Genomic DNA, 24,742 nt, shown 5'->3' with positions numbered 1-24,742 from the left:
GTACATCCAGGTGCCGGACCGGCCACCCTCTTGAAATATACCTGCGTGAAGGTATTGTACGCGGCCTGTAGCTGATTGGAGTCAGTCATGCAGTTGGAAGTGCCGGGGGACGCCTCCGAGATGACGTCTGAACCACAGGTACGACCCTTGTCCCACGACCAGCCGGTCCCGCGCCACCTGGTCCACCGGGCGGCCGTCGCGGAGGTGTTCGTCACCGACGCCGTACGGACCGGTGAACACACCTTCCGCGTCGCGGCCCAGTGGCCCCGCGACCACGCGCTCTACGGCCCGGGGGCCGGCGCCGTCAGCGATCCGCTGCTGTTCGCCGAGACGCTGCGCCAGGCGATGGTCTACCTGGCGCACGTGCACCGCGGCATCCCGCCCACCCACCAGTTCCTCGGCAACGCGAGTTCGTTCGAGATAACCGACCTGGAGGGCCTGCGCGCCGGCGGCGCCCCCCTTGACGTGGAGTTGGAGGTGACCTGGCGCTGGACCCCGGAGTGCCGGGCGCCGCAGCGCTTCGGGTTCCACGTCGAGGCCCTGCTGCTGATCGACGGCCTGGTCCGCGGGCGCGGCTCGCTCGGTGTCGTCACGATGGACCGGCGCCTGTACGCGCGGCTGCGCGGCCAGGACACGGCGACGAGCCGCCTTCAGCCGGACGCGACCCTGCGCCGGCTGTCCGCGGCGACCGTGGGCCGGCAGCGCGCGTGGGACAGCGTCCTGGGGGTCGGCCGGGACGGCCGGTGGCAGGTGCGTGCGGAGCCGCGGCACGCCGTCTACTTCGACCACCCCACCGACCACCTGCCGATGATGGTGATGCTGGAGTCGGTGCGGCAGGTCGGTCACGCGGTGCAGCGCACCTCCGGCGACGGCGCCCGGGACGGTTTCCTGATGGTCGGCGCGGCCGGCACGTTCCACGCGTTCGCCGAGTTCGACGCGCCCCTGTACGTCGTGCCCCGCAGGTCCCTGGTGCCCACCGGCACGCAGCGGCGGTTCGACGCACGCGTCGACCTGGTCCAGAACGAGGCCGTCGTCGCGGAGTTCACCGCCACCTGGGAGCGCGCCCCGCACGCGGTGCGCAGCCGTCCTCTCGTGCCCGCTCAGGCCTCCGCCCCCCAGGCCGGCAGTCTGCTGGGGGCCGGCGCCAGGAAGGCGTCCCACAGGCCGCGCACGCTCGCCGGCACGCCCTCACGGCCCGTCGGCGCGATGTAGTAGGAGCCCACCAGCAGGATCAGGACGAAGTCGGTCAGCAGCGGCGCCGCTGACCGGGGCACATCGTCGTGCCCGCTGCGCCGCAGCGCGTCCTCGACGAACGCCCGCAGGGCCACGAAGGCCGGTGGTTCCTGCGGGCGGGAGAGCGACTGCTCCACCGTCAGGCGCAGCGCCGCGCCACTGCGCACGTCGGAGGCGAGCAGGTCGGCGAGGACCAGGGAGATCTCGCGTACGGAGGACACCCCCACGGCGGGGGCCGAGCCCGAGCGCACCCGGGCGATCAGCCCCTGCACCCCCGTCTCCAGGTGGGCGACCAGGGCCTGCGCCAGGGCGTCCTTGGAGCCGAAGTGCCCGTACACCGCCCCTTTGGTCAGACCCGTGTGCTCGGCCACCCGCTGGATGTTGGCGCCGAGGTAGCCGTGTGCGGCGAACTCCACCGCCGCGGCGTCGAGCACCAGCTCACGGGTGCGTCTTGACCTTTCCTGCTTCACCGATGACTCCTCGCGGCCCGACGGAATCCGACATCCCGACATCCCGACAGCTCATTCATACGTTCTCGAATGCATTTTTCTTACCAGAACTCAGGAGACTCGTTGTGTCCTCCACCGTTCTTCGAGCCGACGACGGCGTCCCCGCTGCCGGCACAGCCCGTCCACCCCTGTCGCACCCGCCTGCTCCGCCCGGCGCCGCTGCCCTGCGGGACACGGCCCTCCTGGCCCGCGCGGACGCCCCCCGGGCCGACGCCGAACAGCGGCTGGCCCCCGCCACGGTCGAGGCCCTCGGCCGCTCCGGCCTGCCCGCGCACTTCGTCCCCGCGCGCTGGGGCGGCGGCGACGCGACCTTCACCCGGCTGCTGGAGGAGGTGTCCCTGCTGGCCGAGCACTGTCCGTCCACCGCCTGGTGCGGGGCCCTGTTCGCCGCCCACGGCAGGTTCTGCGCCTACCTGCCCGAAGCGGGGCAGCGGGCGATCTGGCGGGACACGCCGCACACCCGGATCGCCGCGGCGATCGCACCGCCCGCCGGCACGGCGCGCGCCGGCGCCGACGGCTGGACGCTCAGCGGGACCTGGCGGCCCGTCAGCGCGGTCAGCCACGTGCAGTGGGTGCTGCTGGCCGCACCCGTGACGGACCCCGCGGGCGCGGCGGGCTCCGCCGTACGGGTGTTCGCCGTCCCCGCCGGCCGGCTCGTCGTCGAGGAGTCCTGGGACGCCGTCGGCCTGCGGGCGACCGCCGGGCACACGGTCCACGCCCGCGCCGTGCACGTCCCCGCACACCTGACCTTCGACCTGGCCGAGATGCTCGCGGGCCGCGCCGGACCCGGGCGCTCGCGCACCCACGCCGCCCCCGCCCAGCTGGCCGGCGGCCTGATGTTCTGCGCCACCGCGTACGGTGCGGCCCGCCGCGCCCTGCACCTGTGGACGCAGTGGGCCACGACCCCCGCGAAGACCGGCGCCGTACGCACCACCGCACCGGCCGTCGCCACCACGCTCGCGACCGCCTCCGCGCGGATCGAGGCGGCGGGCCTGCTGCTGGAGCGCGCGGCGCACCGCGCCGACACCGAGCCGGTCACCGGGAGCCTGGTCGCGACGAACCAGCGGGACGCCGCCGTCGCGGCGCAGATGCTGGCCGACGCGGTGGGGGAGCTGGTGCGCGGCGGGTCCCACATGCTCGACGCACGCGGGGAGTTGCAGCGGATGTGGCGCGACGTGCACACGGTCGCCGCCCACGCGGTCCTGCGCGTCGAGGCGACGGCCACCGCCTTCGCCGCGGCCGTGGGCGGCGCCGGGCACGGGGCGGGATCGCTGCGCGCGCCCGCGGGGGACGCCCCCCGCTGAGTGAGGACGCCCCGGCAGGGCCGGCGGCGATGACGCTCGGAGGTGCGCCATGACGGTCACCTCCGGGCGGGCTCCGCGGGACGGGACGCCCGCCGCTCCGCCGCCGGGCGGGCGCTCATGGCCCGCTCGCGCTCGAGGTAGAAGCTGATCTTCCAGTCGAGTTGGCGCAGGATCGCCGTCACCCCCTCCACCTGGGCGCTCGCGCGCGAGCGGTGCACCTCCAGCAGGTGGCGCCGCTCGGCGACCGTGGCGTCCCCGCCGCGGGTCAGCTCCATGTACCGGCTCATCTCCGCGAGCGGCATCCCGGTGCTGCGCAGCTGGTTGAGGAACTCCAGCCAGCGCAGGTGGGCCGGGTGGTAGGCCCGCTCCCCGGCGGCCGGCGCGGGGTCGGTGCCGAGGTCGATCAGCCCCTCGTCCTCGAACCAGCGCAGGACGTCCGGGGTGAGTCCGGTGAGGCGGGCCAGCTCGTCCCGCGTGTAGGTGATGGACCGCGACGAGGAGGGCATTCGGACGTCCTTTGCTCGGAAGGTGCGTGCTCTGGGGCGGGTGGGGGCCACTGCTGCCGGCGGCCGGGCCCGGGGAGCGGGGCACGGTGCGCGCCGCGGCCGGTCGAGGACGCGTACGAGCGGACGGTCCACCGATCGCCCGTGTGCGAGCCGTGGGGTCCGGGCCGAGAGGTCCGGGCATTTTTGATTCCTTCGTAAAGGTATTTTATGGCGTCGCCAAGCGCAACTGTCCGTCGCGACCGGCGATCGGCGCGGGGGAGTGAGCGGCGGGGGCGGCGTCGCACGGTGCGAGGTCGGTACGCCGCTCCGCGCACGGGACTCCAACCATCTGGTTGGTTGATGCGGCGTGCGTCAGCGACGCGCCTCCGGAGGCCCGGGTGCCCGCGGGCGGCTCGCGCCGGCTCACACGGCGCTGCGCTCCCCGATGACGCTGTCGATGATGGCCTCGCCGTGCCGGACGATGCTGGTCCGCAGCAGGCTCCAGCTCGCCTCGGTGTCGTGGCCGGGGCCGAGCATCAGGCGCCGCTGCTGCGGCACGATGAAGGGCCAGGACGACAGGCCGACGAGTTCGAGCAGGATGCGCGCCGCCTCGGTGGGGTCCTCGATGCCCAGCGCCATGCTCAGGGCGACGGTCTTGCGGACGTAATAGGTCTCGCGTTCCTTCTCGTCCGGGATCGGGCGGTCGCGGTAGTGCAGCCCCTCCCAGGCCAGCAGGGAGACCAGGTCGCCATGGGTGCGGTGGTAGTCGAAGACGTCGCCCACGTAGGAGCGCAGCCCCTCCTCGGTCGTCGGGATCGGCACCAGGGACCCCATGTGCTGGTACACCTTGCTCATCACGGCGGAGAAGAGCATCTCCTTGTTGCCGAAGTAGGCGTAGATGCGCTGCTTGTTCACGCCGGAGCGTTCGGCGATCCGGTCCACGCGGGCGCCGGCGAGGCCGAACTCGGAGAACTCCGCCTGCGCGGCCTCCAAGAGCTTCTCGCGGGTCTGCTGACTCTTGGCCGTGGGTGTCATGGAGGAAGGGTAGCGCAGGGGCCAACCAACTGGATAGTTGGCTCCGCCGAGGCCAACCGCCGAGCCGCCTGGACCTCAGATAAAAACCAACTGGATGGTTGTATTGGGGGCGGCGCCGCTCTAGCCTGGGGCCACCGGAACCGCCGCCGAGAGCGAGGCGGGCCCCGAGCTCTACGACATTTCGCCATCACCGCAGGCCCCGCCCCGCCCGGGCACGTCCTTCCGAGGAGATCCAAAATGCCGAGCGCGACCGAGCCCCTCCTGCTCGTCGGCGACCGATTCGCCGGATTCACCGCCCAGGACGGCGTCCAGACCGTCACGCAGCTCATCGACGGCCTGCGCCAGGGCCGCTACGACCACGGCCACGGGCCGATCCGCATACGGGCCGGCCAGGGCGTCACCGCGGAGGACCACCGGGCGGTCCGGGACGCGTTCGTCCGGCGCGGCCGCGCGGGCGACCTCGACTTCCCCTACGCCGAGCCGGCGCTCGCGAACCGCGGCGAGGCCCACAAGCACCGCGCGGCCAACACCCTCGTCGCCGACCTGCGCCGCGCCGACGAACTCACCTTCACCGCCGCCCTGCGCCTGCACGACGACAACGAGATCCTGCTCGACCACCAGACCGGCGAGCACGTCCAGGGGATGGTCGCCGTCGAGGCCGCCCGGCAGATGTTCCTCGCCGTCAGCGAGCGCTACTTCGCCTCCCGCCACCCGCAGCGGCGCTACTCCTACGTCATCGAGTCGATGCACACCGACTTCGAGAACTTCCTCTTCCCCCTCGACGCCACCGTCGAGTACCGGCTCACCCGCGCCGACACCGCGGACCCGGCCCGCCTGGCGTTCGCCGCCGACATCAGCATCCTGCAGGCCGGGCGCCGTTCCTCGGTCACCGCGGTCGCCTTCACCGCCTTCGAGACACACGTCCTGCAGGCCAAGGAGCACCGTCGCGCGCGGCACGCCGTCGCCCACCAGGCCCGGGAGGCGGGCACCGCGGTCCCGGCGGCCGCCTCCGCGCCCCTGCCGCAGCCGGCTCTCGCCGCCGTCTGACCGGCCCGGTGTCCGCGGTGCGCCGGGCGGCAGGCCGCCGCTCACCTCCCGTGCGCCGAGCAGCGGACCGCCGCCCCCGGAACGCCGGCCGGTGATGTGCGCACCCATCAGCTCCCCCGCTGCGCGCCATCGCCGGCCGGCTCACCACCCACGTCCCGCATCGGAGCGACCATGCCCCTCCCCGAGGCGACCTTCGCCACCGCCCGCACCCGCAGCTACGACCTGAGCGTCACCACCCAGGGCCCGCTCCACCCGCCCAGCGAGATCGTCGACGAGAACGGCGACTCCGTCGTCATCGGCATGACCGACCGCGCGGCGCCGGACGGCAGCGCGGTGGTCTCGTCCGACAGTGCGCCGCCCGTGCGCCATGGGGACGGCACCGCGGTCCGCGAACCGCTCCGGCTCGCCCAATGGGCCAGGGCGCGCGGTCAGTTGACCGTGCACGTCCCAGGGGACCGCCGCACGGCCGACTTCTCCTTCACCTTCACCGGCCTCATCCCCGACAGCCTCTACGCCGTCATGTCGCTGCGCGAACACGGCCTGGACCCCGCGGGCCCCGCCCGTCCCGGCCCCCTGGGCATCCCCGGCGCCTTCCTCAGCGACCGGCACGGCACGGCCCACTACCAGGCCACCCTGCTCAACCCCTTCCCCGGGCGAGCCGCCGGCTCCTCCCGCATCACGAACGTCGTCGTGCTGTGGATGAGCAACCAGCTGACCTCCTGCGGAGCCACCGGCTCCCGCGGCCCGGGCGGCGACCTCCATGCCCAGCTCACGCTCCGGGGCCCCGCCTTCCAGGAGTTCACGACCGTCTCCGGGGGCTGAGAGCCCGGGGGGTGCGGGCCGGGCGTCGGGGCGCGGACGGAGTTCACAGGCAGGCTCTCAGCCCCCGCACCGCCCGGTCGGCGTCCGCGACGGCCTGGAGGATCCGGTCGGTGCGCGCGAGCAACGCGGCCCCCGCCGGGGTGAGTTCGACCGGCAGCCGCCCGCGGCGACGGAACAGCTCGGTTCCCAGTGCCCGCTCCAGCCCCCGGATCTGACCCGTGAGCGTGGACTGGGCGCAGTACAGGTTGCCGGCCGCCTTCGTGAAGCTGCGCGCCCGCGCCACCTCGCGAAACGCCCGGAGCTGGTGCAGTTCCATCCTCAGTTCCCCTTCCTGGCCGGAGCCCGTCACCCGACCGGTTCGCCGCGTGCTGTCCAAGATACCTCCGCGAATGTATTTTATTGACCAGCACGTCCCTGCGATGCGCGAAGGCCCGCAAGGGGAGTGTGGAGCGCCGAACCAGAAATCCCTGGCGGCTCCGTCTGGACATAAGATACCTTCGCGAAGGAATACGTACGGCACGGAGACTCAAGGGGTGGGGACCACATGAGCAGCACGGCCACACGGACCGAACCGGCATACCTCGTGTTCAGCGACGTCGACGAGACGCTCATCGACTGCAAGAGCGTCTTCGACTTCCTGCACTTCGCCCTCGTACGCCTGCACGGCGCCGAAGGGGAGACGCTCTACCGGACGACCCGTAGCCGCTTCGAGACGATGGCCGCCGCAGGCGTGGCCCGCGCCGAGCTCAACCGGGCCTACTACCGGACGGCCTGGGCCGGCTACCGCGCGCAGCGGCTCACCGAGCTGGGACGGGCCTGGTTCGCCCAGCGCGGCGCGCAGTCCGGCTTCTTCATCGAGGAGACCCTCGACGCGCTCCGCCGCCACCAGGCGCAGGGTGCCGCGGTCGTCCTGGTCAGCGGCTCCTTCGGGGCCTGCGTCAACCCGATCGGCGAGGCGGTGGGGGCCGCGCGCGTCCTGAGCACCGTACCCGTCGTTCACCAGGGCGTCCTGACGGGCGAGGTCGACCAGTCCATGATCGGTGAAGGCAAGCGCGCCGCGGTGCTCCGCGTCCTGGCCGAGCACCCCTCCCTCGACCCGCAGGCCTGCTACGCCTACGGCGACCACCCCTCCGACGCCCCGATGATGGACTGCGTCGGCAACGCGCGCGCCGTCGGCGACGACCCCGGGCTCCACACCTACCTCGCGCAGCGCGCGTCGACCGCGGCGCGGGACCGCATCCGCGGGGCAGCGGCGTTCACCTGCTGGTCGACGGGGCGCGCCGAGCACCTGGTGGCCGGCCCGGGCGTCTGCGCCCGGGCCTGCTGACCGCCGCCTCCCCGTGAGGTCTTCGCGCCCCGGGTGCCGGTACCTGCCGGCGCCCGGGGCGCGAAGGCCGGTGGCGGGGGCGGGCCGGAGCCCTACTTCCCGGCCGTCCCCTTCTTGGCCGGGCGGGGCAGGAGCAGCCCCGTGCCCGCGGCCGTCACGAGCAGCATCACCACGCTGATGACGAAGCTGGTGTGCATGCCGCGCTGGAAGTGCGCGGTGTCGGCGATGAGCGCGCCGAAGGCCGCGACGGCAATGCAACTGCCCACCTGACGGAAGGTGTTGAGCATGGCCGCCGCCGTGCCCGCCCGCTCGCCGTCGATGTTCTCCATGATGGCGGCGGTCAGCGACGGCACCGCGAAGCCGCCGCCCAGACCGATCGGGACCAGCAGGAGCACCGGGATCAGGTAGGACGTGGAGGAGGTCACGGTCAGCATGAGCAGGCTGCCCGCCGTCATGATCAGCTGCCCGATGGTCATCGGCAGCCAGGCACCCTTGCGCCCGGCCAGCTTCACACTGGCCATGTTCACCACGGAGATCAGCGCGCACATCGGGATGAACATGGCGCCCGTGCTGATCGGGGAGGCGCCGCGCACCTGCTGGAAGTACATGCCGAGCAGGAAGATCGCGCCGTAGAAGACCGCGTTGACGGAGAAGCCGGCCGCCAGGCAGACGACGACGATGCGGGACTTGAAGATGCTCAGCGGCACCATCGGGTGGCCCAGGCGCGTCTGTCGGCCGGCGAAGACGACCGCGGCCACGACGGTCAGGACCAGGGAGCCCAGGACGGTGGCGCTGCTCCACCCCTCGCGGCCGCCCTCGATGACGGCGTAGGTGAGGCTGGACAGGGACGCGACGACGGAAAGCTGGCTGAAGAAGTCGATGGGCGCCCGGCGGCGCGTCGAGGCGGGGATGCGGGTCAGCAGGGCGAGACCGACGGCCCCGACGGGGATGTTGAGGTAGAAGACGGCGCGCCAGCTCAGACCGCTGGTGAGCATGCCCCCGATGACCGGCCCGAGGGCGACGGCGACGGAACCGGCCGCGGTCCAGATGGCGATGGCGCGGGCCCGCTTGCCGGGGTCGGAGCAGGTCTGCCGGATCAGCGCCAGGGAGGCGGGGACCATGAGCGCGGCGGCGCCGCCCTGGACCATGCGGGCACCGATCAGCGTGCCGAGGTTCGGGGCGACGCCACAGGCCAGGGAGGCGACGGTGAACAGGCCGAGCCCCCAGGCGTAGGCGCGGCTCGCGCCGATGCGGTCCGAGAACGTGCCGGCGGTCAGCATGAACGCGGCGAACATCAGCGTGTATCCGTCGACGATCCACTGCAGGTCGGCCATCGAGCCGCTGAGGCTGTCGGAGATGGCCGGCAGGGCCACGTTGACGACGGACCCGTCGAGGCTGATGACGAAGAAGGCGAGCAGGGACGCGGCGAGGACGATGCCCTGGGACGAACTACGGCGCTTCGTGGGCGGGTTGGGTACGCGGACCGGTTCGGACAGGGGATGGTCGGCGCGGGGCGGCCGGGTCTGTACGGGGGCGGGCGTGCGCACAGGGTTCCTCTCTTCACCGGGGACTTCCGGTGGGGGTGGGGCGGGGCCGGACATGGCGAGGCGGGGGCGAACCTCAGGCGGGCCGGCGAGGAGTGACAGGCATGAAGCTAGCCGGTTACGGATCCTTCCTGCAACCATCTAGTTGGTTTTAAAAGGGGAGCACGCGCGGAAACCGTTGCCGCGACGCCGTGCGGTGGAATCGCCCCTTCGCTTGGATGTCCCACGTGGGGGGCGGCGGGAGGGTGCTCGGGGGCGGACCGCGAGCGACTCCGCGGCCACCGATAAAACCAACCGGATGGTTGTAATCATGCGACTGCACCCGCTACCGTCCGCGTCGGCGCCCCCCGGGGCCCCGGCGGCGTCTCCCGCACTTCCTCCGCTCATACTTCTTCCGGCGGACCCGCCCCTGACCGCCCCCCGAGGAGAGTTCCCGATGCCCACCACCACCGCGCGACCGCGGGCCTGGCTCACCGACCTGCCCGTCCTGCTCGTCGCCGTCGTCTGGGGCTCCAGCTACCTCGCCACCAAGGGCATCGCCCGCCCGGACGCCGTACTGAGCCTGCTGCTGCTCCGCTTCCTCATCGCGATCCCGCTGCTGGCGTTCGCCGCCCGCCGGGCCCTGCGCGCCCTCACCCGGCCCGAACTGCGCGGCGGCCTGCTCCTCGGCGCCATCCTGGCCGCGGTGTTCCTGCTGGAGACCTACGGCGTCGTCCACACCTCCGCCACCAACGCCGGGCTCATCATCAGCCTCACCATGATCTTCACGCCGTTCGCGGAGGCCGCGGTCGCCCGCAGGCCCCCGGCGCCCCGCCTCGCCGGCGCCGCGGCCCTGTCCATCGGCGGTGTCGCGCTGCTGACCCAGGGCGCCGGGTTCACCGCTCCGTCCCCCGGCGACCTGCTCATGCTGCTCGCCGCGCTCGCCCGCACCGCGAACGTGCTGGCCACGCACCGCCTTCACGCGGTGCGCACCACCGACGACGCCGCACTGACCTGCCTGCAACTCACCACCGCGGTCGCCGTGTTCGCCGTCCTCACCCCCCTGGACGGTACGACGCCCTGGAGCCTGGCCGCGCACTACAGCGCGGTGCAGTGGCTGGACCTCCTCTACCTCGCCCTGATGTGCACTCTCCTCGCCTTCTTCGTGCAGCTGTGGGCCGTACGCCGCACCAGCCCCTCCCGCGTCAGCCTGCTCCAGGGCACCGAACCCCTGTGGGCGGCCGTCATCGGGATCGCGCTCGGCGGCGACCGCCTCGGCTGGGCCGGTCTGCTGGGCGCGGCACTCGTCCTGGCCGGCACGTTCTGGGGCCGCCGCGTCACCGAGGCCCCCGCCCCGCCCCCGGACGTGCCCCCCGTGCACCCGGCCGACCGCCGGGTCCGATCTGCGACAATCGAACGATGAACGCCGCATCCACCGCCCTCGAACCCGTCCTGTCGATCCAGGCCCGGGACGAGTACCGCGCCCTCAACGACGAGCAGGCCAGCATCGTCGACCGCGCCATCGGGATGCTCGCGCGCAACCCGGAAGCCCGCGGCACGGTCGAGGAGGGCCAGGGAGCCCGCCGCGCCTTCGTCTCGCAGGACCTCCAGATCCGCTACGGCACCCACGAGAACTACCTCGTGATCGCCGAGATCATCGTCACCGGCGGCGGCTTCCTCCTGGGCGCGGGCTCCTGACCCTGGCAGCCGCGGCCGGGTACTAGACCCGCGCCGACTCCCCGGGCAGCACACCGGACACCCGCAGCAGCTTGCCCTGCCGGTTGCTGACGTAGACACAGCCCTGGTCGTGGTCCGGCACGACACCGCACACGGTGCCGAGTCCGTCGGCCACCACCCGCCGGCGCCCCTTGCCCTCGCCGTCCGCGATGTCGACCTCGTACAGCCATCCGTCGGCCGAGTCCGCCACGTACGCGTGCGCGGCCCCGCCCGCCGCCACCCGGACGCTGTACCCGAGACGGGTCGCCAGCCTCTTCGGCGCGCGGGCGGCCGCCTCGTCCGCCGCCAGCTCGACCTCGTACAACTCCCCGCGGTCGTACTGCCCGACGTACGCCCTTCCCCCGCTCAGCGCCACGCCCGCGGCCCGCGGTACGTCCCAGGTGCGTTCCTTCACCGCCCGCTCACCGCTCACGTCGTACTCGATCAGCTTCCCGGCGGAGAGATCGCTGACGTAGACCCTGCTGCCCGGCAGGTCCAGCGCCACCCCGTACGCGTACATGCCCTCGGCGACCACGACCGGCCGCGCGGCACCGGAGCCGGACAGGTCCACGGTGCACAGGCGCCGGCCGCTGTAGTCGGCGTAGTAGGCCTTGCCGCGCGGCAGGTCCAGCGCGACGTCATTGATGTCGCCCAGCCCTTCCAGGACCGACTCGGTGCGCCCGTCGGCTAGACCGACCGTACGGAGCCTGCCGCCGCCGCGGTCGGTGACGTACGCCTTCTGCTGCTGCGGGTCCACCGCGAGTCCGTCACCCGAACCCAGCCCGGAGGCGAGCTCGACGGGCCGCTCCCTCTCGCTCTCCTTCTCCTTGCCGGAGACTTTGTGCAGCGGGTGCAGCTTCTCGACGAAGTCGATGTTCTCCAGCTCGAAGACCTCGTGCACCCCGGCCAGCGTGGAGACGACTTCGGCCTGCCCTTTCTGGAAGAACGGCTTCTCCTCGTCGTTCAGGTCGAACGTCGCCTTGTCCGAGCCGGTCTCCCCGAGCTTCCAGGCGATCACCCGGGCGAACTCCGGATGCCGGTCCTGCGGCCCCTGCGGGCGGACCTCCTTCACCTTGACGGGCTCGGGATAGTACAGAGCCACCCAGCCGCCGAAGGAGACGGGGAACTCGTAGTCGAACCGGCGCACCTGGCGCCGCTGCGTGGCCAGGACGTCGACGCGGCTGGCCACGTCACCGCTCACCGTGGACGTGGTCTTGAACGCGGTGCTCAGCGAGCCGCTGACCGAACCGGTGATGCCCAGCATCAGCTGCGCTGACAGCTCCCCGGTCCCCGTGGCGGTCCCGGTCGCCGTCGCCGTGTTCGTCGACTGCGACTGGGACTCCTTGTCCATCCCGATGTTGTCCTTGCTGTTCTTCACGGTGGTCTTCTCGGACTGGTTGGCCGCCATGCTCTGCTGGAGCTGCTGCTGAAGGGCCGCGGTGACCTTCGCCCCGAAAGTGAGCTGCACCTGCCCCTGAAGGGACCAGCTGATCGTGTTCGTGATGGAGAACTCGACCGAGTGCGACCAGTGTTTGGCGACGGGGTCGGTGCGGTTCACGTACGTCTGCTTGGAGATCACGTCAGGAGGCGGCTGCGCGATGTCCCCGCGCTCCTCGATGAGCGGCACCCCCACGGTCATGTAGGCGTACCACCCCCGCTCGTGCGCCGTGGCCTGCTCCTCGGGGAAGCCCTCGAACCGCCCGCGGTTCAAGGAGAAGCCGACGGGGGAGACGTACCGCTCCGCGCCGTCCGGATCCTTCTTCTCGGCCGGCCTCTCCAGCTTCTTCTTGTCCCGCTCCAGGATGGCGGCCGCCCGCTCGGCGACACCGAGCTCCTTCAGGTTCCGCCCGGTCAGCGGGTGGCGGACGAACCGTTCACCGAGGTGCGCGGTACTCACGTTGTTCTTGGTGGCTTCACCCATGCTTCTGCGGCCTCCTTGTACAGACGGGACGCGACGACCGTCACTGCTCGGTGCCGGAGGGCTTGTTGGTCTCCGGCGGAGTGACAGGAGGCTCCTGCTCGGACTTCCCCTGCAACGTCTCCCGCTCCTCGGCCCCCACCTTCGGCCGGTCCCGCTCCGCGATCTCCACCTGCACCTTCTTGAAGGAGGTGTCCTTGGACGACGAGGCCATATCGGAGGTCGATCCCGGGCTCTCGCTGGCCGCCCGCTGCGTCTCGCCGGCGCTCTGCGTGTTCTTGAACAGAGGGGCGAGGAAGGTGTTCACGAGGGTGAGCGCCTCGGGCGAGGTCTCCCGCATGATCTTCGGATCACGCACCGCATCCGGAATTCCCTCGTAGAGTTCCGGATCCACGCCTTCCCGTTCGGGCCGGGCGCCGGGAATTCGCCCGGCGGCGCTCCGCGCGGCGTCCTCGGCGGACTTCGCCTCACTTCCGCCGCTGTCGAAGATGTTCTTGAACGTCATGGATCTCTCTCCGCCTTCCGTGAGTTCGCGCGGCCTGGCGGTCGGGCCCGATCGAGTGACTCACCCCCTGGTACGGCGCCGCCCCGGCCACCCCTGGCCTCCGCGCCACGCCAGCTTCCCCGCACCCCCCTCCGCGCACACAAGGCGCAGGCACCCCGCGCTTTCCCGGACGCACTGTCGTCCGCGTGCGCCGCGAAGCCAGGCACGACACACCTGCGCCCGACACGGCGCGCACCAGGCCGGGCGCCCGGAAGGCGCCTCCACACACCCCTGCGAAAACGTTTGACCGAAGGAGATGTGCCAGAACAGCGCCCGGACCAGGCGTTGGTGACAGAGAGACACTCTGCGCCGCCTGTGACAGAACGAAGACGTGGCGGGGAGCCGCCTGTGACTCGGTGCGCGGTACAAATACTTTCGACCGCAGCACAGCGCAGACTCTGGGGGAACACCGTGAAGTACACCCGCGCCACCGCTCTCGCCGCCATCGCCGTCGCCACCACCCTGTCGCTCACGGCCTGCGGCGGCGGAGCTACGGGCAAGGACACGTCCGCGAAGGGCTCCTCCGCCTCCGGGTCGTCCGCCGCGTCGAAGCAGTCCCCGTCGGCGGACGCGTCCGCCCCCGCGTCCGCGTCCGCGGGCAACGACGCGAAGGCGCAGGGCGACACGACGTCCGGTGACGCAGCGGCGGGCAGTGCCCGGGCGGGCTCCGGCAAGGACACCGAGGCCGGTGCGGCGAACGGCTCGACCGGGACCAGCAGCAAGATCACGTTCTGCAGGACCGCGGACCTGGCCATCGACGCCGTGGACGCCGCGCCCGGCGGAGGCGAGGGCCGGATCGACATCACCATGGTCAACCGCGGGTCGAGGACCTGCTCGGCGACGGGCTTCCCGGGCGTCGACATCACGGACGCGGACCACACCTCCAGCCCGATCGAACGCGGCCCGGCCCAGCCCCGCGTCACCACCCTGAAGCCCGGCGACGCCGCGATCTTCGACCTCGCGTACACCGTCGACCCCAGCGGCGACGGCCTCACGACCCCGACGGCCATCATCGTGACGCCCCCGAACGAGACCCACCCGGTCACCCTCAAGTGGCCCGCGGGCGCCGGAGCCATCAAGGGCGCCTACACGGACGTCCAGGTCTACCCCACGCACACGACGAAGTGACGCGGCGCCCGCACCCCTCGGCAGCGACCGAAGCGACTGAGTCTCCATCTATGACTCACATGTGCACCACTGGTTCGCGCTGATAGTTCGGAACTCGCGTCGCTAGAGTCGCTGTCACAGGGATCTTACGGCTCTGACCTGGTGTTTCCATCAGCTTCTGACGGCAGCTACCGAAGCGTCCCCGTCGCTGGACCGCCGGTCTCCACACCCGCAGCCTCCGCACCACCCGGCAGAGCGAACCAGCGTGACGCCGTTCGGTCGCTGCCCGGTGGCCGTCAGCTCTTGGGCAGCTCGATGCCGAGTTCGCGCATGGCGTCGGACGGGGGCCCGCCCTCGGACCGCTCGGTCTTGTACCCCTTGGTGCCCGCACCGAGGGTGCGGGGGTCGACCGCCTCGGAGGGGGCCGCCGACGCGTACAGCCCGTCCGGCCGCTGGTCGCGGTCGTGCGGGAGGAGCCAGAAGACCCGGCGCAGGAAGGTGCCCGAGGCGCGGGACGCGCGGGCGTCGGCGGAGAGGGTCGCGTAGCCGACCATGCGGCCGTCGCGGTGGTAGGCCGGCCGGCCGCGGCGGGTGGGCAGCCGGTCCAGGCTCTGGCGGACGTAGTCGAGGGCGTCGATGTCCTCGAGCCAGATCAGGTCCTGTTCGTGGGCGATCTGGCTGGGGTCGATCAGGGAGCTCATGCTGTTGCTTCCTCCGCCTCAGCGTTCAGCCCGATACCCGGATAGTACTTCCGCTGGTTCGACAAGATCATTTCTCTGGGGGAGGAGAGGCCGACGGTCTCCCGTACCCGGGCCGCGAAGGCCCTGGACGAGACGGGGTTGGCACCCTCCAGGGAGCACCACTGTTTGTAGGACGTGTACAGCTGGGCCTGTTCCGCCCGCATGGCGGGATCCAGCGTGCAGCGCTCCGTGAGGAACCGGCCGGTGTGGTCCTCGGTCTCCGCGTACGCGGTGGTCGCGGTCCGCACCTGCTGGGGACCGGTGAGGTCCCGCTCTCCGGTGAGGTAGCGCCGGGCTCCGGTGATGAGCCAGTGCAGGATGGCGGGGCCCTCCTCGGTGACCAGGACGTCGGCGAGGTTGTCGACCTTGCGGTGGTCGGCGACGACCCGCTCGAAGGGGATCAGCTTCATCCTGCGCCAGAACGCGTATCCGCCGGTGTTCACCTCGGGGCGGTGGTTGCCCAGCAGCCACAGCTTGTGCGTGGGCGTGAAGGAGAAGAAGTCCTGGCGCATCCGGCGGGCCTTGATGCGGTCGCCGCCGGTGAGGAGCTTGACGCGGGCCTCGTCGAAGCGGTCACCGGGCTTGAGCTCGGAGCAGACGATGATCCGCCGCCCGTGCAGCTCCGCCAGGTCGGTGGGGTGCCCCTCGAACGGTTTGGCCATCAGGAAGCCGGGAGGCGCCGCGTCCGCGTAGTCGCCGAGCAGCTTCACCATGACGTCGAGCAGCACGCTCTTGCCGTTCTTTCCCTGTCCGTACAAGAAAGGCATGATCTGCCCGCCGACGTCCCCGGTGATGGAGTAACCCAGCAGCAGGTGCAGGAAGTCGATCATTTCCTTTCCGTCGGTGTCCTCGCCGAACGTGTCCAGGAGGAAGCGCTGCCAGCGCGGGGCCTCCATGGCGCGCGGGGCGAGCGCGGTGGAGCGCGCGTGCAGGTGCTTGTCCGGGTCGGGGCTCTGCAGGACGCCGGTGCGCAGGTCGACGACGCCGTCGGGGGTGCACAGGGCATAGGGGTCGGCGTCGAGCAGCGCCGCGTTGAGCACCATGCCGGGGGCCGCTTTCGCCTGCATGAGCATGGCCTTCATGCCGGACGTCGACAGTGCGCGGCGGCGGTGCCGGCGCAGCACGGTGGGGGAGTGGCGCCCGCTCGGGTCCTCCTCGGCGAGGGACTCGGCCATCTCGCCGGCCGCCCACAGGACCGCGTCGTCCTCGTCCGTCTCCCAGCGGAACCCCGACCAGCGATACCAGCCGAGCCCGGGGACGTGCCGGAAGTCCCGGCCGTAGAGGTGCACGAACAGCTTGGCGTTGCCGCGGTCGCTCAGCGAGTCGGGCAGCAGTCCGTAGGAGGTGACTCCGGTGGCGGGTGCGGGTGCGGGCCGGTTCTGGGCGGGCAGCGCGGGCGGGCCGAGAATCTGCTGGGCGATGGCCACCGGGTCGAACTGCCCCTCGCCGGGGTGGTTGTGGTTCACGGGCGGCCGTCTTTCAGGGCGAGGGGACGTCGTACGCCCAGCTCAACCAGCATGTAACGCTCCCCCCAGCGACCAAAGCGACGCACCATCGGAATATGTTGCGCGCACAGGTTAACTCTTCGGGGAGACCGCAGCCGGGGGCATGACCGCGACGGAAGAGCACAGCGTTCGGGTAGGTACGGCTGTGCGTCGCTTCGGTCGCTGGCAGCACGTGCCCGCCGCGCCCGCACGGGCCGGCAGCGACCGAAGCGACTGAATCCGCGCAGGGGTGAAGCGCCGCGGCGGACCGAACGGCGCCCCCGTCGGGGGCGCTGCTCGCGGGCCGCCGGGCGGCGCATCGCGCGGGGGGCTTCTCGCGGTCTAGAGGGGTACGACGGTGGCCAGCGCGGAGAAGGCGGGGCGCTCGTACTGGTGCGCCTCGACCGACACCGTCGTACTGGTCCGGCCCGCGGCGGCTCCCACGGAACTGCGCACACGGCAGGGGGAGTCGAACTCCACGTACTGGTTGAACGTGACGTCCATACCGCTCACGACCGCGGGTTCGGTCCGGCTCAGCGCCGCGTGGGCGCACTGCCGGACCGCCTCCAGGAGCAGCATGCCGGGGGCGTGGTCGAGCGGGTGGTCGAACAGGATGGGGTGGGCCGTGTCCATCCGCAACAGCCATTCCCGCGGCGCGTCGGTCACGGCCAGGACGACATCGCGGGGCCGGGCCCGTCCGGCCTGTGCGGGCGGGACCGTGTCGGGGAGCAGCGAGACCGCAGCGGCCTGCATGAGCGACGCTGCCTCCGTGCGGCCGCGCCGCAGGCGTTCGTAGACAGCGGGGGCGTGGCACCCGAATCCGGTCTCGGCGACGGCCATCAGCTGGCCGTCGCGGAAGACCTCGATGGCCATCGACATACGCGTGGGGACGGCGCGCTGCCGCTTGATGTCGTGACAGCGCACACGCAGTTCGAGCTCGGCCGGGCGCTGGCGTATGTCCATCTCCTGCGGGTTGACCGAGTACTGGAAGCGGCTCCAGCTCAAAAAGTGCCCCATCGGCATCCCGTAGGCCGCGTGCGCGAGCAGGGGGAAGGTCTGGCGGATCGTCTCGCACAGCAGCATCGGGTCGTACAGACCGGTCTCGTCCGCGTAGAAGCTGTGGAAGCGGGGCCACTGGGCGGTGACGCGGAAGGTGTCGGCAGCCGTCTCCTGCCAGCCCGTGAGGAAGACCTCCGCCAGTGCTGCCCGGTGTACGTACTCTCTGGCCACTGTGGTGGTCAGGGCGAGCCCAGGTTGTTCAGAACGCGCAGCTGTAGCCAGCATGTTCACTTGTACCCCCTGTGGTGAGGCCGCCCCGAACGTGGGCTGGCCGCGTTGATCTGTAAAATAAGGGTTGTTCGTTTTCTTTGTCGAGGGAGTGATGGACCCGTGAAGTCAAAGGTTCGTCAAGAACGCGCGGTCCGGACTCGTGAGGTGATCCTCCAGGCGGCGGCCGAGGTTTTCGACGAGGTCGGTTACGCCAAGGCCAGCATCCGCATGATCATGGAGCGGGCCCAGGTCACCCAGGGGGGCATGTACTTCCACTTCAAGTCCAAGCAGGGCATCGCCGAGGCCGTTGTCGCCAGCCAGCAGCAGTTCGTCCAACTGCCCGACGGCACGGACGGACTGCAGCGGCTCGTCGACATCACCTTCCACCTGGCCGGTGAGCTGCAGACCAACGCCCGGTTCCGCGCCAGTGTCCGACTGGCGGTGGAGCAGGAGGAGTTCGGCGGCGGCCGCGACGCCACGGCCTACGTCGAGTGGGCGGAGCAGTTCCACCGCCAGCTCCTGGCCGCGCGGGCCCAGAACGAGCTCCGCTTCGGCGTGGACGAGCAGGAGTTCGCCACGCTGCTGATGGCCGCCTACACCGGGGTGCAGATCTTCTCCAACATCTCCACCGGACGCGACGACCTGGTCGAGCGGGTGGCCTCGCTGTGGCGGTACTTCCTGCCCGCCCTCGCCCAGGACGACGTCATCAACCGGCTGCGCATCTCGCCGCCCGTCTCGCTCCACACCGTCTCGCTCCCCGTCACGGAGAAGGCATGAGGCCGCGATGCGCATAGTGATGACGGGGGCCACCGGATTCATCGGCTCGGCCGTGCTGCACAGCCTGGCCCGGGTCCGCGACGCGCAGCCGGGCGGCCTCCACCTCACGGCGCTGGGACGCGAGGCCAGACACACGGGGGCGGCGGCCCCCTGGGACGCCTGGCACCCCGCGGACCTGTCCGCGCCCGCGTCGCTGGCCCGCTCCTGCCAGGACGCCGACGTCCTGCTGCACCTGGGCGGCACGCTGAGCCCGGACGCGCGCACGTGCCACACCGTCAACGTGGCAGGGACCGCGGCCCTGATGGCGGAGGCGCGGCGGGCGCGGGTCCCGCGGATCATCCACCTGTCCACCGCCGCCGTGTACGGCAGAGGGCCGCACCACGGACTGGACGTCGACGAGATCGAGCCCGCTCCCGTCTCGCCGGCCAGCGCCTCCCGTCTGGAAGCCGAGCGCCACACGCTCGCGGCGGGCGCGACCGTGCTCCGCCCCGGCCTGGTCCTTGGCCCCGGTGACCGCTGGGTCGTCCCCGCGCTCAGGGAACTCGCCGAGCGGGTGCCGGCCCTGTGGGACGGCGGCCGGTCCCGGCACTCGGCCGTCACCGTCGCCCGCCTCGCCGACCTCATCACCGCCCTGACGCTGCGCGCCGAGCCGCTGCCGGCCGGCGTCCTGCACGCCAGTCATCCGCGTCCCGTCACCACGAGGGAGCTGCTCACGTCCCTCGCCGAGCTCGGTGTGCTGGGCCCTCTCACCGCGTCATGGTCCTGGGACCGGTGCCTCGCCGCCTTCCGCGCCGCCGACGGAAGGATCAGTGAACGCCAGTTCCATCTCCTCGCCCAGGACCACTGGTACCTCAGCGAAGCCGCCTGGCGCCGGGCCGGTGTCGACCCCGGGCCCCCGCCCCACCTGGAGCTCGTCCGGGCCGCCGACTGGTACCGCGGCCTCGTCACCGCCTAGAGCACCCCGCTCGGCGCGGCACCGCCGGGCTGCGCCCCCCGGAAGGCCAGCTCGCACACTTCCTTCAGCGGCCGGCTGTCACGCGGCGCGGCCGCGGAGGAGCGGCGCCGCGCCTCGGCGCCGCGGGCCAGGTACTCGGCGAGATCCACCACGTGCTGGGCCAGTACGTCGGCCCCCAGCAGGCCGTCGGCATCGGCCCGCCGGACCAGTTCGGCGACCGTGGGCAGCCAGACGGCCGTCAGCAGGTCCACCGCCGACCGCTCGTGCGCCAGCCGCAGCGCCGCACGCACCATGACGTCCTGCTCCAACAGGTCGGCGAACGCGACGACGAGTTCGGTCACCGCCCGGACCAGGGCGTTCGCGGACTCGGCAGCCTTCAGCACCGTCGCCGCGCGCTCCCGGCCCTCCCGCTCCACCGCATCGGCGAGATCCGCCTTGCTCGCGAAGTGGAAGGTGATGGCGCCGACCGACATCTGCGCGGTGTCGCACACCTGGGCCAGGGACGTGGAGTTGTAGCCGGCGTGGTCGAAGTGGTGCGCGGCGGCTTCCAGCAGGATCGCCCGCGTCTTGGTCGCACGCACCTGTCGCTTGGCCATGTTGTCTCCGGCGTCGAGTCATGACGGGTGGGGACCGCCGTCGGCTGTCTTGGGCGGGGGCCCCGCCTTCACTCCCGCTGCCTGCGGGGACTGCAGTGTGTAGCGCCGTCCGAGCACACAGCAACACAGAGTTGCCGAAGCTGAAGGATCTTTCCGCGCGCCTGCGGTCCGTGGGGGACGAAGGGGTACCGGGTAGCGGCCAAACTAGCCCAACTGTCGCGATAGTGCGCCGACTTCCTGAAGTTGCGTCGGAGGGCACCCCGCCACTGGAAAAAAAAGGGTCGATCGTTATTCTTTTCGTGTGCCGGTGGAACGCCGGCGCACAGAAGGGGGAGGATCTCGTGGACGGACTCACGCCGCAGAGACAGCAGCAGCTTCGCGCGTTCACCGCCGAGCTGTTCGTCGGACTTCCGCGTGCGGACCAGCGCCGGTGGGCCAGCACGTACTTGGAGGGGCTGCTGACCACGCCGGGCAAGAAGACGCTGCGCCGCATGGCCGAGGCGCTCGGCGCCTCGGCCAGCGCCTCCCAGAGCCTGCACCAGTTCGTCAACGCGAGCCCCTGGGACTGGGGCCCGGTCCGTGACCACCTCGCACGCTGGATCCTGCGGCACCACACCGCGGACAGCCTCGTCATCGACATGGCCTACCTGCCCAAGCGGGGCAGCCAGTCCTGCGGCGTCCACGCCCGCTACATCCCCGGCCAGGGCGTCGGCTCCTGCCAGCTCGGCATCGCCGCCATGCTCGCGGGCCGCCACCACATCGCCCCCGCCGACTGGGCCCTGCACCTGCCCGCCGCGTGGACCGAGAACGAAGCCGGCCGCGCGCGCACACGTGTCCCCGCCGAGGTGTCCGCGAGGACAGCCGCCCAGCAAGCTCTCGACCTGGTCGACGCACAGGACCGCGCGGCCACCGCGGGGCTGCCGGTCGTGGGCAACTTCGTCGACGCGGACGAGATCGGCTCCCTGGTCAAGGGACTCACCCTGCGCGGCAGGGAATTCGTCCTGGCCGTACCCGCGACGGTGCGGCTGCGGACCGAACGCGGGGCCACGGTGCGGGCGGGCCAGCTCTGGGAGGCCGGCCAGCGGGCACGCGAGGAGTCGCCCGATCCCGCGGCCGACTGGCTCACGCCCCCGGCCATGGCGACCGCCACAGTCCGGCTCATGCCCTACCCGGGCACGAGCCCCTCGCTCCAGCTCATGACCGTCAGGCCGGCCGGTGGCAGCCGCAGGCCGCAGCTGTGGCTCAGCAACATCCGCGACCGCCGGCGCATGTACCTGCTGGCCGGGCGCCTCGACGACTCGGCGCGGCTCATCAGAGGTCTCGAGGCGGACTTCGGTCTTGCGGACTTTGAAGGCAGGTCCTACCCGGGGTGGCACCACTACATGACCCTGGTCTCCGCGGCCTGCGCGTGGAGCCAGGTGAGCCGCGCCTACGAAACCGTGTGAGCCGTGCTCCGCGGCCTGCGGGGCCCCTTCACAGACCGGCTCTCAGGGCGTCGAGGCGCGCACGGACGTCGCGCACGAGCCGGTCGCGCTGGCCCACCAGATAGAAGTGGTCGCCGGGCAGGACCGTGAGGGAGAAGTCCACCGAGGAGGCTCTGGACCACCCCCGCATGAGCTCCGCCCCCACGTCGGGGTCGGCGTCGCCGAGATAGGCGACGACCGGGGACGGCAGGGCCACGCACTCCCGGGGCGGGTAGCCGTGCACGACCTTGAAGTCGGCGAGCAGCGCGGGCAGGACGAGCTCGCGCAGGTCGGGATCGTCCAGGAGCCCGGCATCGGTCCCGCCCAGCCGGCGGACCTCGGCCAGCACCGCGTCCACGTCGTCCGGATCGGGCAGGGTGTCGTCGGCCACGTCCGGCGGAGTGCGTCCGGAGACCAGCAGAGCGCTCACCCGGACGCCGTACCGCCGCCACAGCCGCAGCGCCGTCTCGTATCCGAGCGAGGCGCCCATGCTGTGCCCGAAGATCGCCAGCGGGAGATCGGTGAAGCCCCGCAGCGCGGCGCAGAGCTGGTCGGCGAGACCGTCCATGGTGGTGACCACCGGGTCGCCGATCCGGTCATGGCGGCCCGGGTAGCGCGCGACGAGCACCTCGACGTCGTCGCCGAACTGCCGCCCCCATGAGTGGAAGAAGGCCGCCGAGCCTCCCGCGTGGGGCAGGCACAACAGACGCAGCCGCGGCGCGACGGCACTGGGATGCCGCTTCACCCATTCACTGGCGCACAGATCGAGCATGACAGAGCCGCCCTTCGCTGCCGGACACATCAATTCCCAACCCGCAGACCTTAGCGGCGCATTCGGAAATCACCCGCATTGTGTTCCGTCCCGGTGGATCCCGTGCGTCCTGTCGACGGGACATCTGCACCGGTGGGGCTCGCCCTTGCACTGCCGGGCCGGGCGTCCTTAGCGTGGGGAAGGGTGTGCTGCAGACGGTGGGAGAGGAATCTCCGGGTGAGGCATGGTCATTGGCCTGGTGCGGACACCAGAGATCTGCACGAGAATTGCGGCATTCCTGACTCGATACGCCATCGAGCCACCAACATGACCGGAGTGATGTGTGGCGTTCTCACGTCATCGAATCGGGAGAATTTTCCATGGATGCAACTTCGGCGGACACCTTCGATGTAGTGGGTATCGGATTCGGCCCCTCCAACCTCTCTCTCGCCGTCGCGCTCGAGGAGCTGGGCCAGGGCTCGTCCGGCAACCCGGTCTCCGCGCTCTTCTTCGAGCGGCAGGACGACTTCGGCTGGCACCGCAACATGCTGCTCCCGTCCGCGACGATGCAGATCTCCTTCCTGAAGGACCTGGCGACGTTCCGCAACCCCACCTCGAAGTACAGCTTCGTCTCCTTCCTCCATGGCGCCGGCCGCCTGGCCCGCTTCGTCAACAACCAGGACTTCTTCCCCACCCGCCGGGAGTTCCACCAGTACCTGGAGTGGGTGGCCGCCGGCTTCCGCCACCAGGTCCGCTACTCCCACGAGGTCACCGCGATCCGCCCGGTCACCGACCCGGCCGGACCGCACGGGTGCCTGGAGGTCGAGGTACGGCACACCGGTGACCGGTCGGTACGCGTGGTGCGCGCCCGCAACGTGGTCGTCTCCACCGGCCTGGCCCCCCGGCTGCCCGAGAACGTCGCACGGGACGAGCGGGTGTGGCACAGCTCCGAGTTCCTCACCAAGTACCGCGCCGCGGACCCCGCGCGCCTCAACTCCGTCGCCGTCGTCGGAGCCGGGCAGAGCGCGGCGGAGATCACCCGCTTCTTCCACGACGAACTGCCGCACGCGCAGGTGTACTCCGTCATCCCCTCGTACGGCTACGCGCTCGCCGACGACACCCCCTTCGCCAACCAGGTCTTCGATCCCACCGCGGTCGACGACTACTACTTCGGCACCGACTCCGCCCGGCAGGCCTTCTGGGACTACCACAAGAACACCAACTACTCCGTCGTCGACGACGACGTCATCCGGGACCTCTTCCGCCGCTCGTACGACGAGGCCGTCAGCGGGGACCAGCGGCTGCACTTCCTCAACCTGACGCGGGTCGGCGCGGTGGAGCGGGTCGGCGAGCACACCCGCCTGACCCTCACCCGGGGAGAGGCGAGGGAACTGGACGTGGACGCCGTCGTGTTCGCCACCGGCTACCACGCCATGGACCCGGCGCGGCTGCTCGGCGACTACGACGCGCACTTCCTGCGCGACGCGCAGGGCAAGCACCAGATCGCCCGGGACTACCGTCTGGTCACGGCCTCCGGCGAGCCCCACGGCCGGGTCTACCTCCAGGGCGGCACCGAGCACACCCACGGCCTGACGTCGTCGCTCCTGTCGAACCTCGCCACCCGCAGCGGCGAGATAGCCGACTCGATCCTCGGCTTCCGCCTCATCGAGCAGGAGCTGGAGCTGCCGGCGGACGAACGGGTCGCCACCGCCGGCTGAGCCGCGCACGCGGGAGGGGCCGGGCACCCATCGGTGCCCGGCCCCTTCTGCTGTGACGCCCTAGGAGGCGCTGGTGACCATCGTGACGTCGCTCTCCATGGCGATCCGCAGGCTCTTGGGACGCAGATCCAGCCAGTTCTCCTCCACGTACGTCAGGCACTCCTGGCGGCCGCTCTCACCGAACACCACGCGCCAGCCCGCGGGGACATCCGCGAACGTCGGCCAGATGGAATGCTGTTCCTCGTCGTTCACGAGGACGAAGAACCGTCCCTCATCGTTGTCGAAAGGGTTGCTGCTCATAGTCCCTCCAGGACGTAGACAGAGATGGGAACTGTGCGAGACGCCGCTATGTCACCAGGTGTTGTGCCGCACAAATGCCGCCTCCGGAAACCTGGTTCAGACGTCAGCTTGGCAGTCGC

25 protein-coding genes are annotated in these 24,742 nt (G+C 71.5%); 12 read left to right on the top strand and 13 right to left on the bottom strand.

The window, feature by feature from the left end; genetic code table 11:
• The first annotated feature begins 147 nt into the window (after positions 1-147).
• Positions 148-1,212, top strand: a complete 1,065-nt coding sequence (locus ACIBW6_RS22255) for a ScbA/BarX family gamma-butyrolactone biosynthesis protein (protein WP_399062177.1) — start codon at positions 148-150, stop codon at positions 1,210-1,212.
• Here ACIBW6_RS22255 and ACIBW6_RS22250 read toward each other — a convergent pair.
• Positions 1,101-1,703, bottom strand: a complete 603-nt coding sequence (locus ACIBW6_RS22250; protein ID WP_399062175.1) for a TetR family transcriptional regulator — start codon at positions 1,701-1,703, stop codon at positions 1,101-1,103. The genes ACIBW6_RS22255 and ACIBW6_RS22250 overlap by 112 nt on opposite strands.
• 104 nt (positions 1,704-1,807) lie before the next feature.
• On the opposite strand from ACIBW6_RS22250, the gene ACIBW6_RS22245 reads away from it, so the two are divergent.
• Positions 1,808-3,046: an acyl-CoA dehydrogenase family protein gene (locus ACIBW6_RS22245; protein ID WP_399062173.1), complete on the top strand. Its 1,239-nt coding sequence runs from the start codon at positions 1,808-1,810 to the stop codon at positions 3,044-3,046.
• Positions 3,047-3,102: 56 nt separating this feature from the next.
• Here the strand turns inward: ACIBW6_RS22245 and ACIBW6_RS22240 are convergent, their stop codons facing one another.
• Together ACIBW6_RS22240 and ACIBW6_RS22235 are read right to left on the bottom strand one after the other, a co-directional pair.
• Complete coding sequence (locus ACIBW6_RS22240; protein ID WP_399062170.1) at positions 3,103-3,552, bottom strand: MerR family transcriptional regulator; 450 nt, start codon at positions 3,550-3,552, stop codon at positions 3,103-3,105.
• A 402-nt stretch (positions 3,553-3,954) separates the two neighbouring features.
• Complete coding sequence (locus tag ACIBW6_RS22235; protein WP_399062168.1) at positions 3,955-4,566, bottom strand: TetR/AcrR family transcriptional regulator; 612 nt, start codon at positions 4,564-4,566, stop codon at positions 3,955-3,957.
• 237 nt (positions 4,567-4,803) lie between these two features.
• Between ACIBW6_RS22235 and ACIBW6_RS22230 the strand changes: the two genes are divergently transcribed.
• Complete coding sequence (locus tag ACIBW6_RS22230) at positions 4,804-5,613, top strand: AfsA-related hotdog domain-containing protein (protein ID WP_399062167.1); 810 nt, start codon at positions 4,804-4,806, stop codon at positions 5,611-5,613.
• Positions 5,614-5,784: 171 nt separating this feature from the next.
• Positions 5,785-6,435: a hypothetical protein gene (locus tag ACIBW6_RS22225; RefSeq protein WP_399062165.1), complete on the top strand. Its 651-nt coding sequence runs from the start codon at positions 5,785-5,787 to the stop codon at positions 6,433-6,435.
• Positions 6,436-6,478: 43 nt separating this feature from the next.
• Here the strand turns inward: ACIBW6_RS22225 and ACIBW6_RS22220 are convergent, their stop codons facing one another.
• On the bottom strand, positions 6,479-6,751 hold the full coding sequence (locus ACIBW6_RS22220) for a LysR family transcriptional regulator (RefSeq protein ID WP_399062163.1): 273 nt from the start codon (positions 6,749-6,751) through the stop codon (positions 6,479-6,481).
• 228 nt (positions 6,752-6,979) lie between these two features.
• Here ACIBW6_RS22220 and ACIBW6_RS22215 point away from each other — a divergent pair, with 228 nt between their 5' ends.
• The gene (locus ACIBW6_RS22215) at positions 6,980-7,762 is read left to right on the top strand and encodes an HAD-IB family hydrolase (RefSeq protein WP_399062161.1); all 783 of its coding nucleotides are present in this window, start codon (positions 6,980-6,982) and stop codon (positions 7,760-7,762) included.
• Between the two features lie 92 nt (positions 7,763-7,854).
• On the opposite strand, the gene ACIBW6_RS22210 is transcribed toward ACIBW6_RS22215, so the two are convergent.
• Positions 7,855-9,309, bottom strand: coding sequence for an MFS transporter (locus ACIBW6_RS22210; protein ID WP_399062159.1), 1,455 nt, complete (start codon positions 9,307-9,309; stop codon positions 7,855-7,857).
• A gap of 433 nt (positions 9,310-9,742) precedes the next feature.
• Between ACIBW6_RS22210 and ACIBW6_RS22205 the strand changes: the two genes are divergently transcribed.
• The gene (locus tag ACIBW6_RS22205; RefSeq protein ID WP_399062157.1) at positions 9,743-10,708 is read left to right on the top strand and encodes a DMT family transporter; all 966 of its coding nucleotides are present in this window, start codon (positions 9,743-9,745) and stop codon (positions 10,706-10,708) included.
• The gene (locus tag ACIBW6_RS22200; protein WP_399062155.1) at positions 10,705-10,983 is read left to right on the top strand and encodes a hypothetical protein; all 279 of its coding nucleotides are present in this window, start codon (positions 10,705-10,707) and stop codon (positions 10,981-10,983) included. Before ACIBW6_RS22205 ends, ACIBW6_RS22200 begins: the two co-directional genes overlap by 4 nt.
• A 22-nt stretch (positions 10,984-11,005) precedes the next feature.
• Here ACIBW6_RS22200 and ACIBW6_RS22195 read toward each other — a convergent pair whose 3' ends face one another.
• On the bottom strand, positions 11,006-12,922 hold the full coding sequence (locus ACIBW6_RS22195) for a hypothetical protein (protein ID WP_399062153.1): 1,917 nt from the start codon (positions 12,920-12,922) through the stop codon (positions 11,006-11,008).
• A gap of 40 nt (positions 12,923-12,962) precedes the next feature.
• Positions 12,963-13,424, bottom strand: coding sequence for a hypothetical protein (locus ACIBW6_RS22190; protein WP_399062150.1), 462 nt, complete (start codon positions 13,422-13,424; stop codon positions 12,963-12,965).
• A gap of 450 nt (positions 13,425-13,874) precedes the next feature.
• Here ACIBW6_RS22190 and ACIBW6_RS22185 point away from each other — a divergent pair, with 450 nt between their 5' ends.
• Positions 13,875-14,591 carry a DUF4232 domain-containing protein gene (locus ACIBW6_RS22185; protein ID WP_399062148.1) on the top strand — a complete coding sequence of 239 codons (717 nt, stop codon included), beginning with the start codon at positions 13,875-13,877 and terminating at the stop codon, positions 14,589-14,591.
• Positions 14,592-14,866: 275 nt separating this feature from the next.
• On the opposite strand, the gene ACIBW6_RS22180 is transcribed toward ACIBW6_RS22185, so the two are convergent.
• From ACIBW6_RS22180 to ACIBW6_RS22170, 3 genes are all read right to left on the bottom strand, one after another.
• Complete coding sequence (locus ACIBW6_RS22180) at positions 14,867-15,271, bottom strand: DUF6009 family protein (RefSeq protein ID WP_399062146.1); 405 nt, start codon at positions 15,269-15,271, stop codon at positions 14,867-14,869.
• Positions 15,268-16,776, bottom strand: a complete 1,509-nt coding sequence (locus tag ACIBW6_RS22175; RefSeq protein ID WP_399062144.1) for a phage/plasmid primase, P4 family — start codon at positions 16,774-16,776, stop codon at positions 15,268-15,270. The genes ACIBW6_RS22180 and ACIBW6_RS22175 overlap by 4 nt, the downstream gene beginning before the upstream one ends.
• A 360-nt stretch (positions 16,777-17,136) precedes the next feature.
• The gene (locus ACIBW6_RS22170; RefSeq protein WP_399062142.1) at positions 17,137-18,024 is read right to left on the bottom strand and encodes a ScbA/BarX family gamma-butyrolactone biosynthesis protein; all 888 of its coding nucleotides are present in this window, start codon (positions 18,022-18,024) and stop codon (positions 17,137-17,139) included.
• 204 nt (positions 18,025-18,228) lie between these two features.
• On the opposite strand from ACIBW6_RS22170, the gene ACIBW6_RS22165 reads away from it, so the two are divergent.
• Both ACIBW6_RS22165 and ACIBW6_RS22160 read left to right on the top strand, forming a co-directional pair.
• Positions 18,229-18,840, top strand: coding sequence for a ScbR family autoregulator-binding transcription factor (locus tag ACIBW6_RS22165; RefSeq protein ID WP_399062140.1), 612 nt, complete (start codon positions 18,229-18,231; stop codon positions 18,838-18,840).
• A 7-nt stretch (positions 18,841-18,847) separates the two neighbouring features.
• A complete protein-coding gene (locus tag ACIBW6_RS22160; protein WP_399062138.1) occupies positions 18,848-19,795 on the top strand; it encodes an NAD-dependent epimerase/dehydratase family protein in 948 nt (315 codons plus the stop codon).
• On the opposite strand, the gene ACIBW6_RS22155 is transcribed toward ACIBW6_RS22160, so the two are convergent.
• Positions 19,792-20,391 (bottom strand): TetR family transcriptional regulator, encoded by a 600-nt coding sequence (locus ACIBW6_RS22155; protein WP_399062136.1) that lies wholly within the window; start codon positions 20,389-20,391, stop codon positions 19,792-19,794. The two genes, ACIBW6_RS22160 and ACIBW6_RS22155, sit on opposite strands and share 4 nt — an antisense overlap.
• Before the next feature lie 341 nt (positions 20,392-20,732).
• Between ACIBW6_RS22155 and ACIBW6_RS22150 the strand changes: the two genes are divergently transcribed.
• A complete protein-coding gene (locus ACIBW6_RS22150) occupies positions 20,733-21,836 on the top strand; it encodes an IS701 family transposase (RefSeq protein WP_399062134.1) in 1,104 nt (367 codons plus the stop codon).
• A 28-nt stretch (positions 21,837-21,864) separates the two neighbouring features.
• On the opposite strand, the gene ACIBW6_RS22145 is transcribed toward ACIBW6_RS22150, so the two are convergent.
• The gene (locus ACIBW6_RS22145; RefSeq protein WP_399062132.1) at positions 21,865-22,626 is read right to left on the bottom strand and encodes a thioesterase II family protein; all 762 of its coding nucleotides are present in this window, start codon (positions 22,624-22,626) and stop codon (positions 21,865-21,867) included.
• Between the two features lie 359 nt (positions 22,627-22,985).
• On the opposite strand from ACIBW6_RS22145, the gene ACIBW6_RS22140 reads away from it, so the two are divergent.
• Positions 22,986-24,323: a lysine N(6)-hydroxylase/L-ornithine N(5)-oxygenase family protein gene (locus ACIBW6_RS22140; protein WP_399062130.1), complete on the top strand. Its 1,338-nt coding sequence runs from the start codon at positions 22,986-22,988 to the stop codon at positions 24,321-24,323.
• A gap of 60 nt (positions 24,324-24,383) precedes the next feature.
• Here the strand turns inward: ACIBW6_RS22140 and ACIBW6_RS22135 are convergent, their stop codons facing one another.
• Positions 24,384-24,623, bottom strand: a complete 240-nt coding sequence (locus ACIBW6_RS22135; RefSeq protein WP_399062128.1) for an MbtH family protein — start codon at positions 24,621-24,623, stop codon at positions 24,384-24,386.
• Positions 24,624-24,742 lie beyond the last annotated feature (119 nt).

The sequence above is a fragment of the Streptomyces sp. NPDC049813 genome (assembly GCF_044465085.1).
GTDB lineage: Bacteria > Actinomycetota > Actinomycetes > Streptomycetales > Streptomycetaceae > Streptomyces.
The sequence above is the reverse complement of the archived record's forward strand: the minus strand, read 5'-3'. Positions and strand labels throughout refer to the sequence as shown.

Coding starts and splice junctions, on each gene's coding strand:
- ACIBW6_RS22240 (WP_399062170.1), bottom strand. CDS start 3,552: ATGCCCTCCTCGTCGCGGTCCATCACCTACACGCGGGACGAGCTGGCC.
- ACIBW6_RS22235 (WP_399062168.1), bottom strand. CDS start 4,566: ATGACACCCACGGCCAAGAGTCAGCAGACCCGCGAGAAGCTCTTGGAG.
- ACIBW6_RS22230 (WP_399062167.1), top strand. CDS start 4,804: ATGCCGAGCGCGACCGAGCCCCTCCTGCTCGTCGGCGACCGATTCGCC.
- ACIBW6_RS22225 (WP_399062165.1), top strand. CDS start 5,785: ATGCCCCTCCCCGAGGCGACCTTCGCCACCGCCCGCACCCGCAGCTAC.
- ACIBW6_RS22220 (WP_399062163.1), bottom strand. CDS start 6,751: ATGGAACTGCACCAGCTCCGGGCGTTTCGCGAGGTGGCGCGGGCGCGC.
- ACIBW6_RS22215 (WP_399062161.1), top strand. CDS start 6,980: ATGAGCAGCACGGCCACACGGACCGAACCGGCATACCTCGTGTTCAGC.
- ACIBW6_RS22205 (WP_399062157.1), top strand. CDS start 9,743: ATGCCCACCACCACCGCGCGACCGCGGGCCTGGCTCACCGACCTGCCC.
- ACIBW6_RS22200 (WP_399062155.1), top strand. CDS start 10,705: ATGAACGCCGCATCCACCGCCCTCGAACCCGTCCTGTCGATCCAGGCC.
- ACIBW6_RS22195 (WP_399062153.1), bottom strand. CDS start 12,922: ATGGGTGAAGCCACCAAGAACAACGTGAGTACCGCGCACCTCGGTGAA.
- ACIBW6_RS22190 (WP_399062150.1), bottom strand. CDS start 13,424: ATGACGTTCAAGAACATCTTCGACAGCGGCGGAAGTGAGGCGAAGTCC.
- ACIBW6_RS22180 (WP_399062146.1), bottom strand. CDS start 15,271: ATGAGCTCCCTGATCGACCCCAGCCAGATCGCCCACGAACAGGACCTG.
- ACIBW6_RS22160 (WP_399062138.1), top strand. CDS start 18,848: ATGCGCATAGTGATGACGGGGGCCACCGGATTCATCGGCTCGGCCGTG.
- ACIBW6_RS22155 (WP_399062136.1), bottom strand. CDS start 20,391: ATGGCCAAGCGACAGGTGCGTGCGACCAAGACGCGGGCGATCCTGCTG.
- ACIBW6_RS22145 (WP_399062132.1), bottom strand. CDS start 22,626: ATGCTCGATCTGTGCGCCAGTGAATGGGTGAAGCGGCATCCCAGTGCC.
- ACIBW6_RS22140 (WP_399062130.1), top strand. CDS start 22,986: ATGGATGCAACTTCGGCGGACACCTTCGATGTAGTGGGTATCGGATTC.
- ACIBW6_RS22135 (WP_399062128.1), bottom strand. CDS start 24,623: ATGAGCAGCAACCCTTTCGACAACGATGAGGGACGGTTCTTCGTCCTC.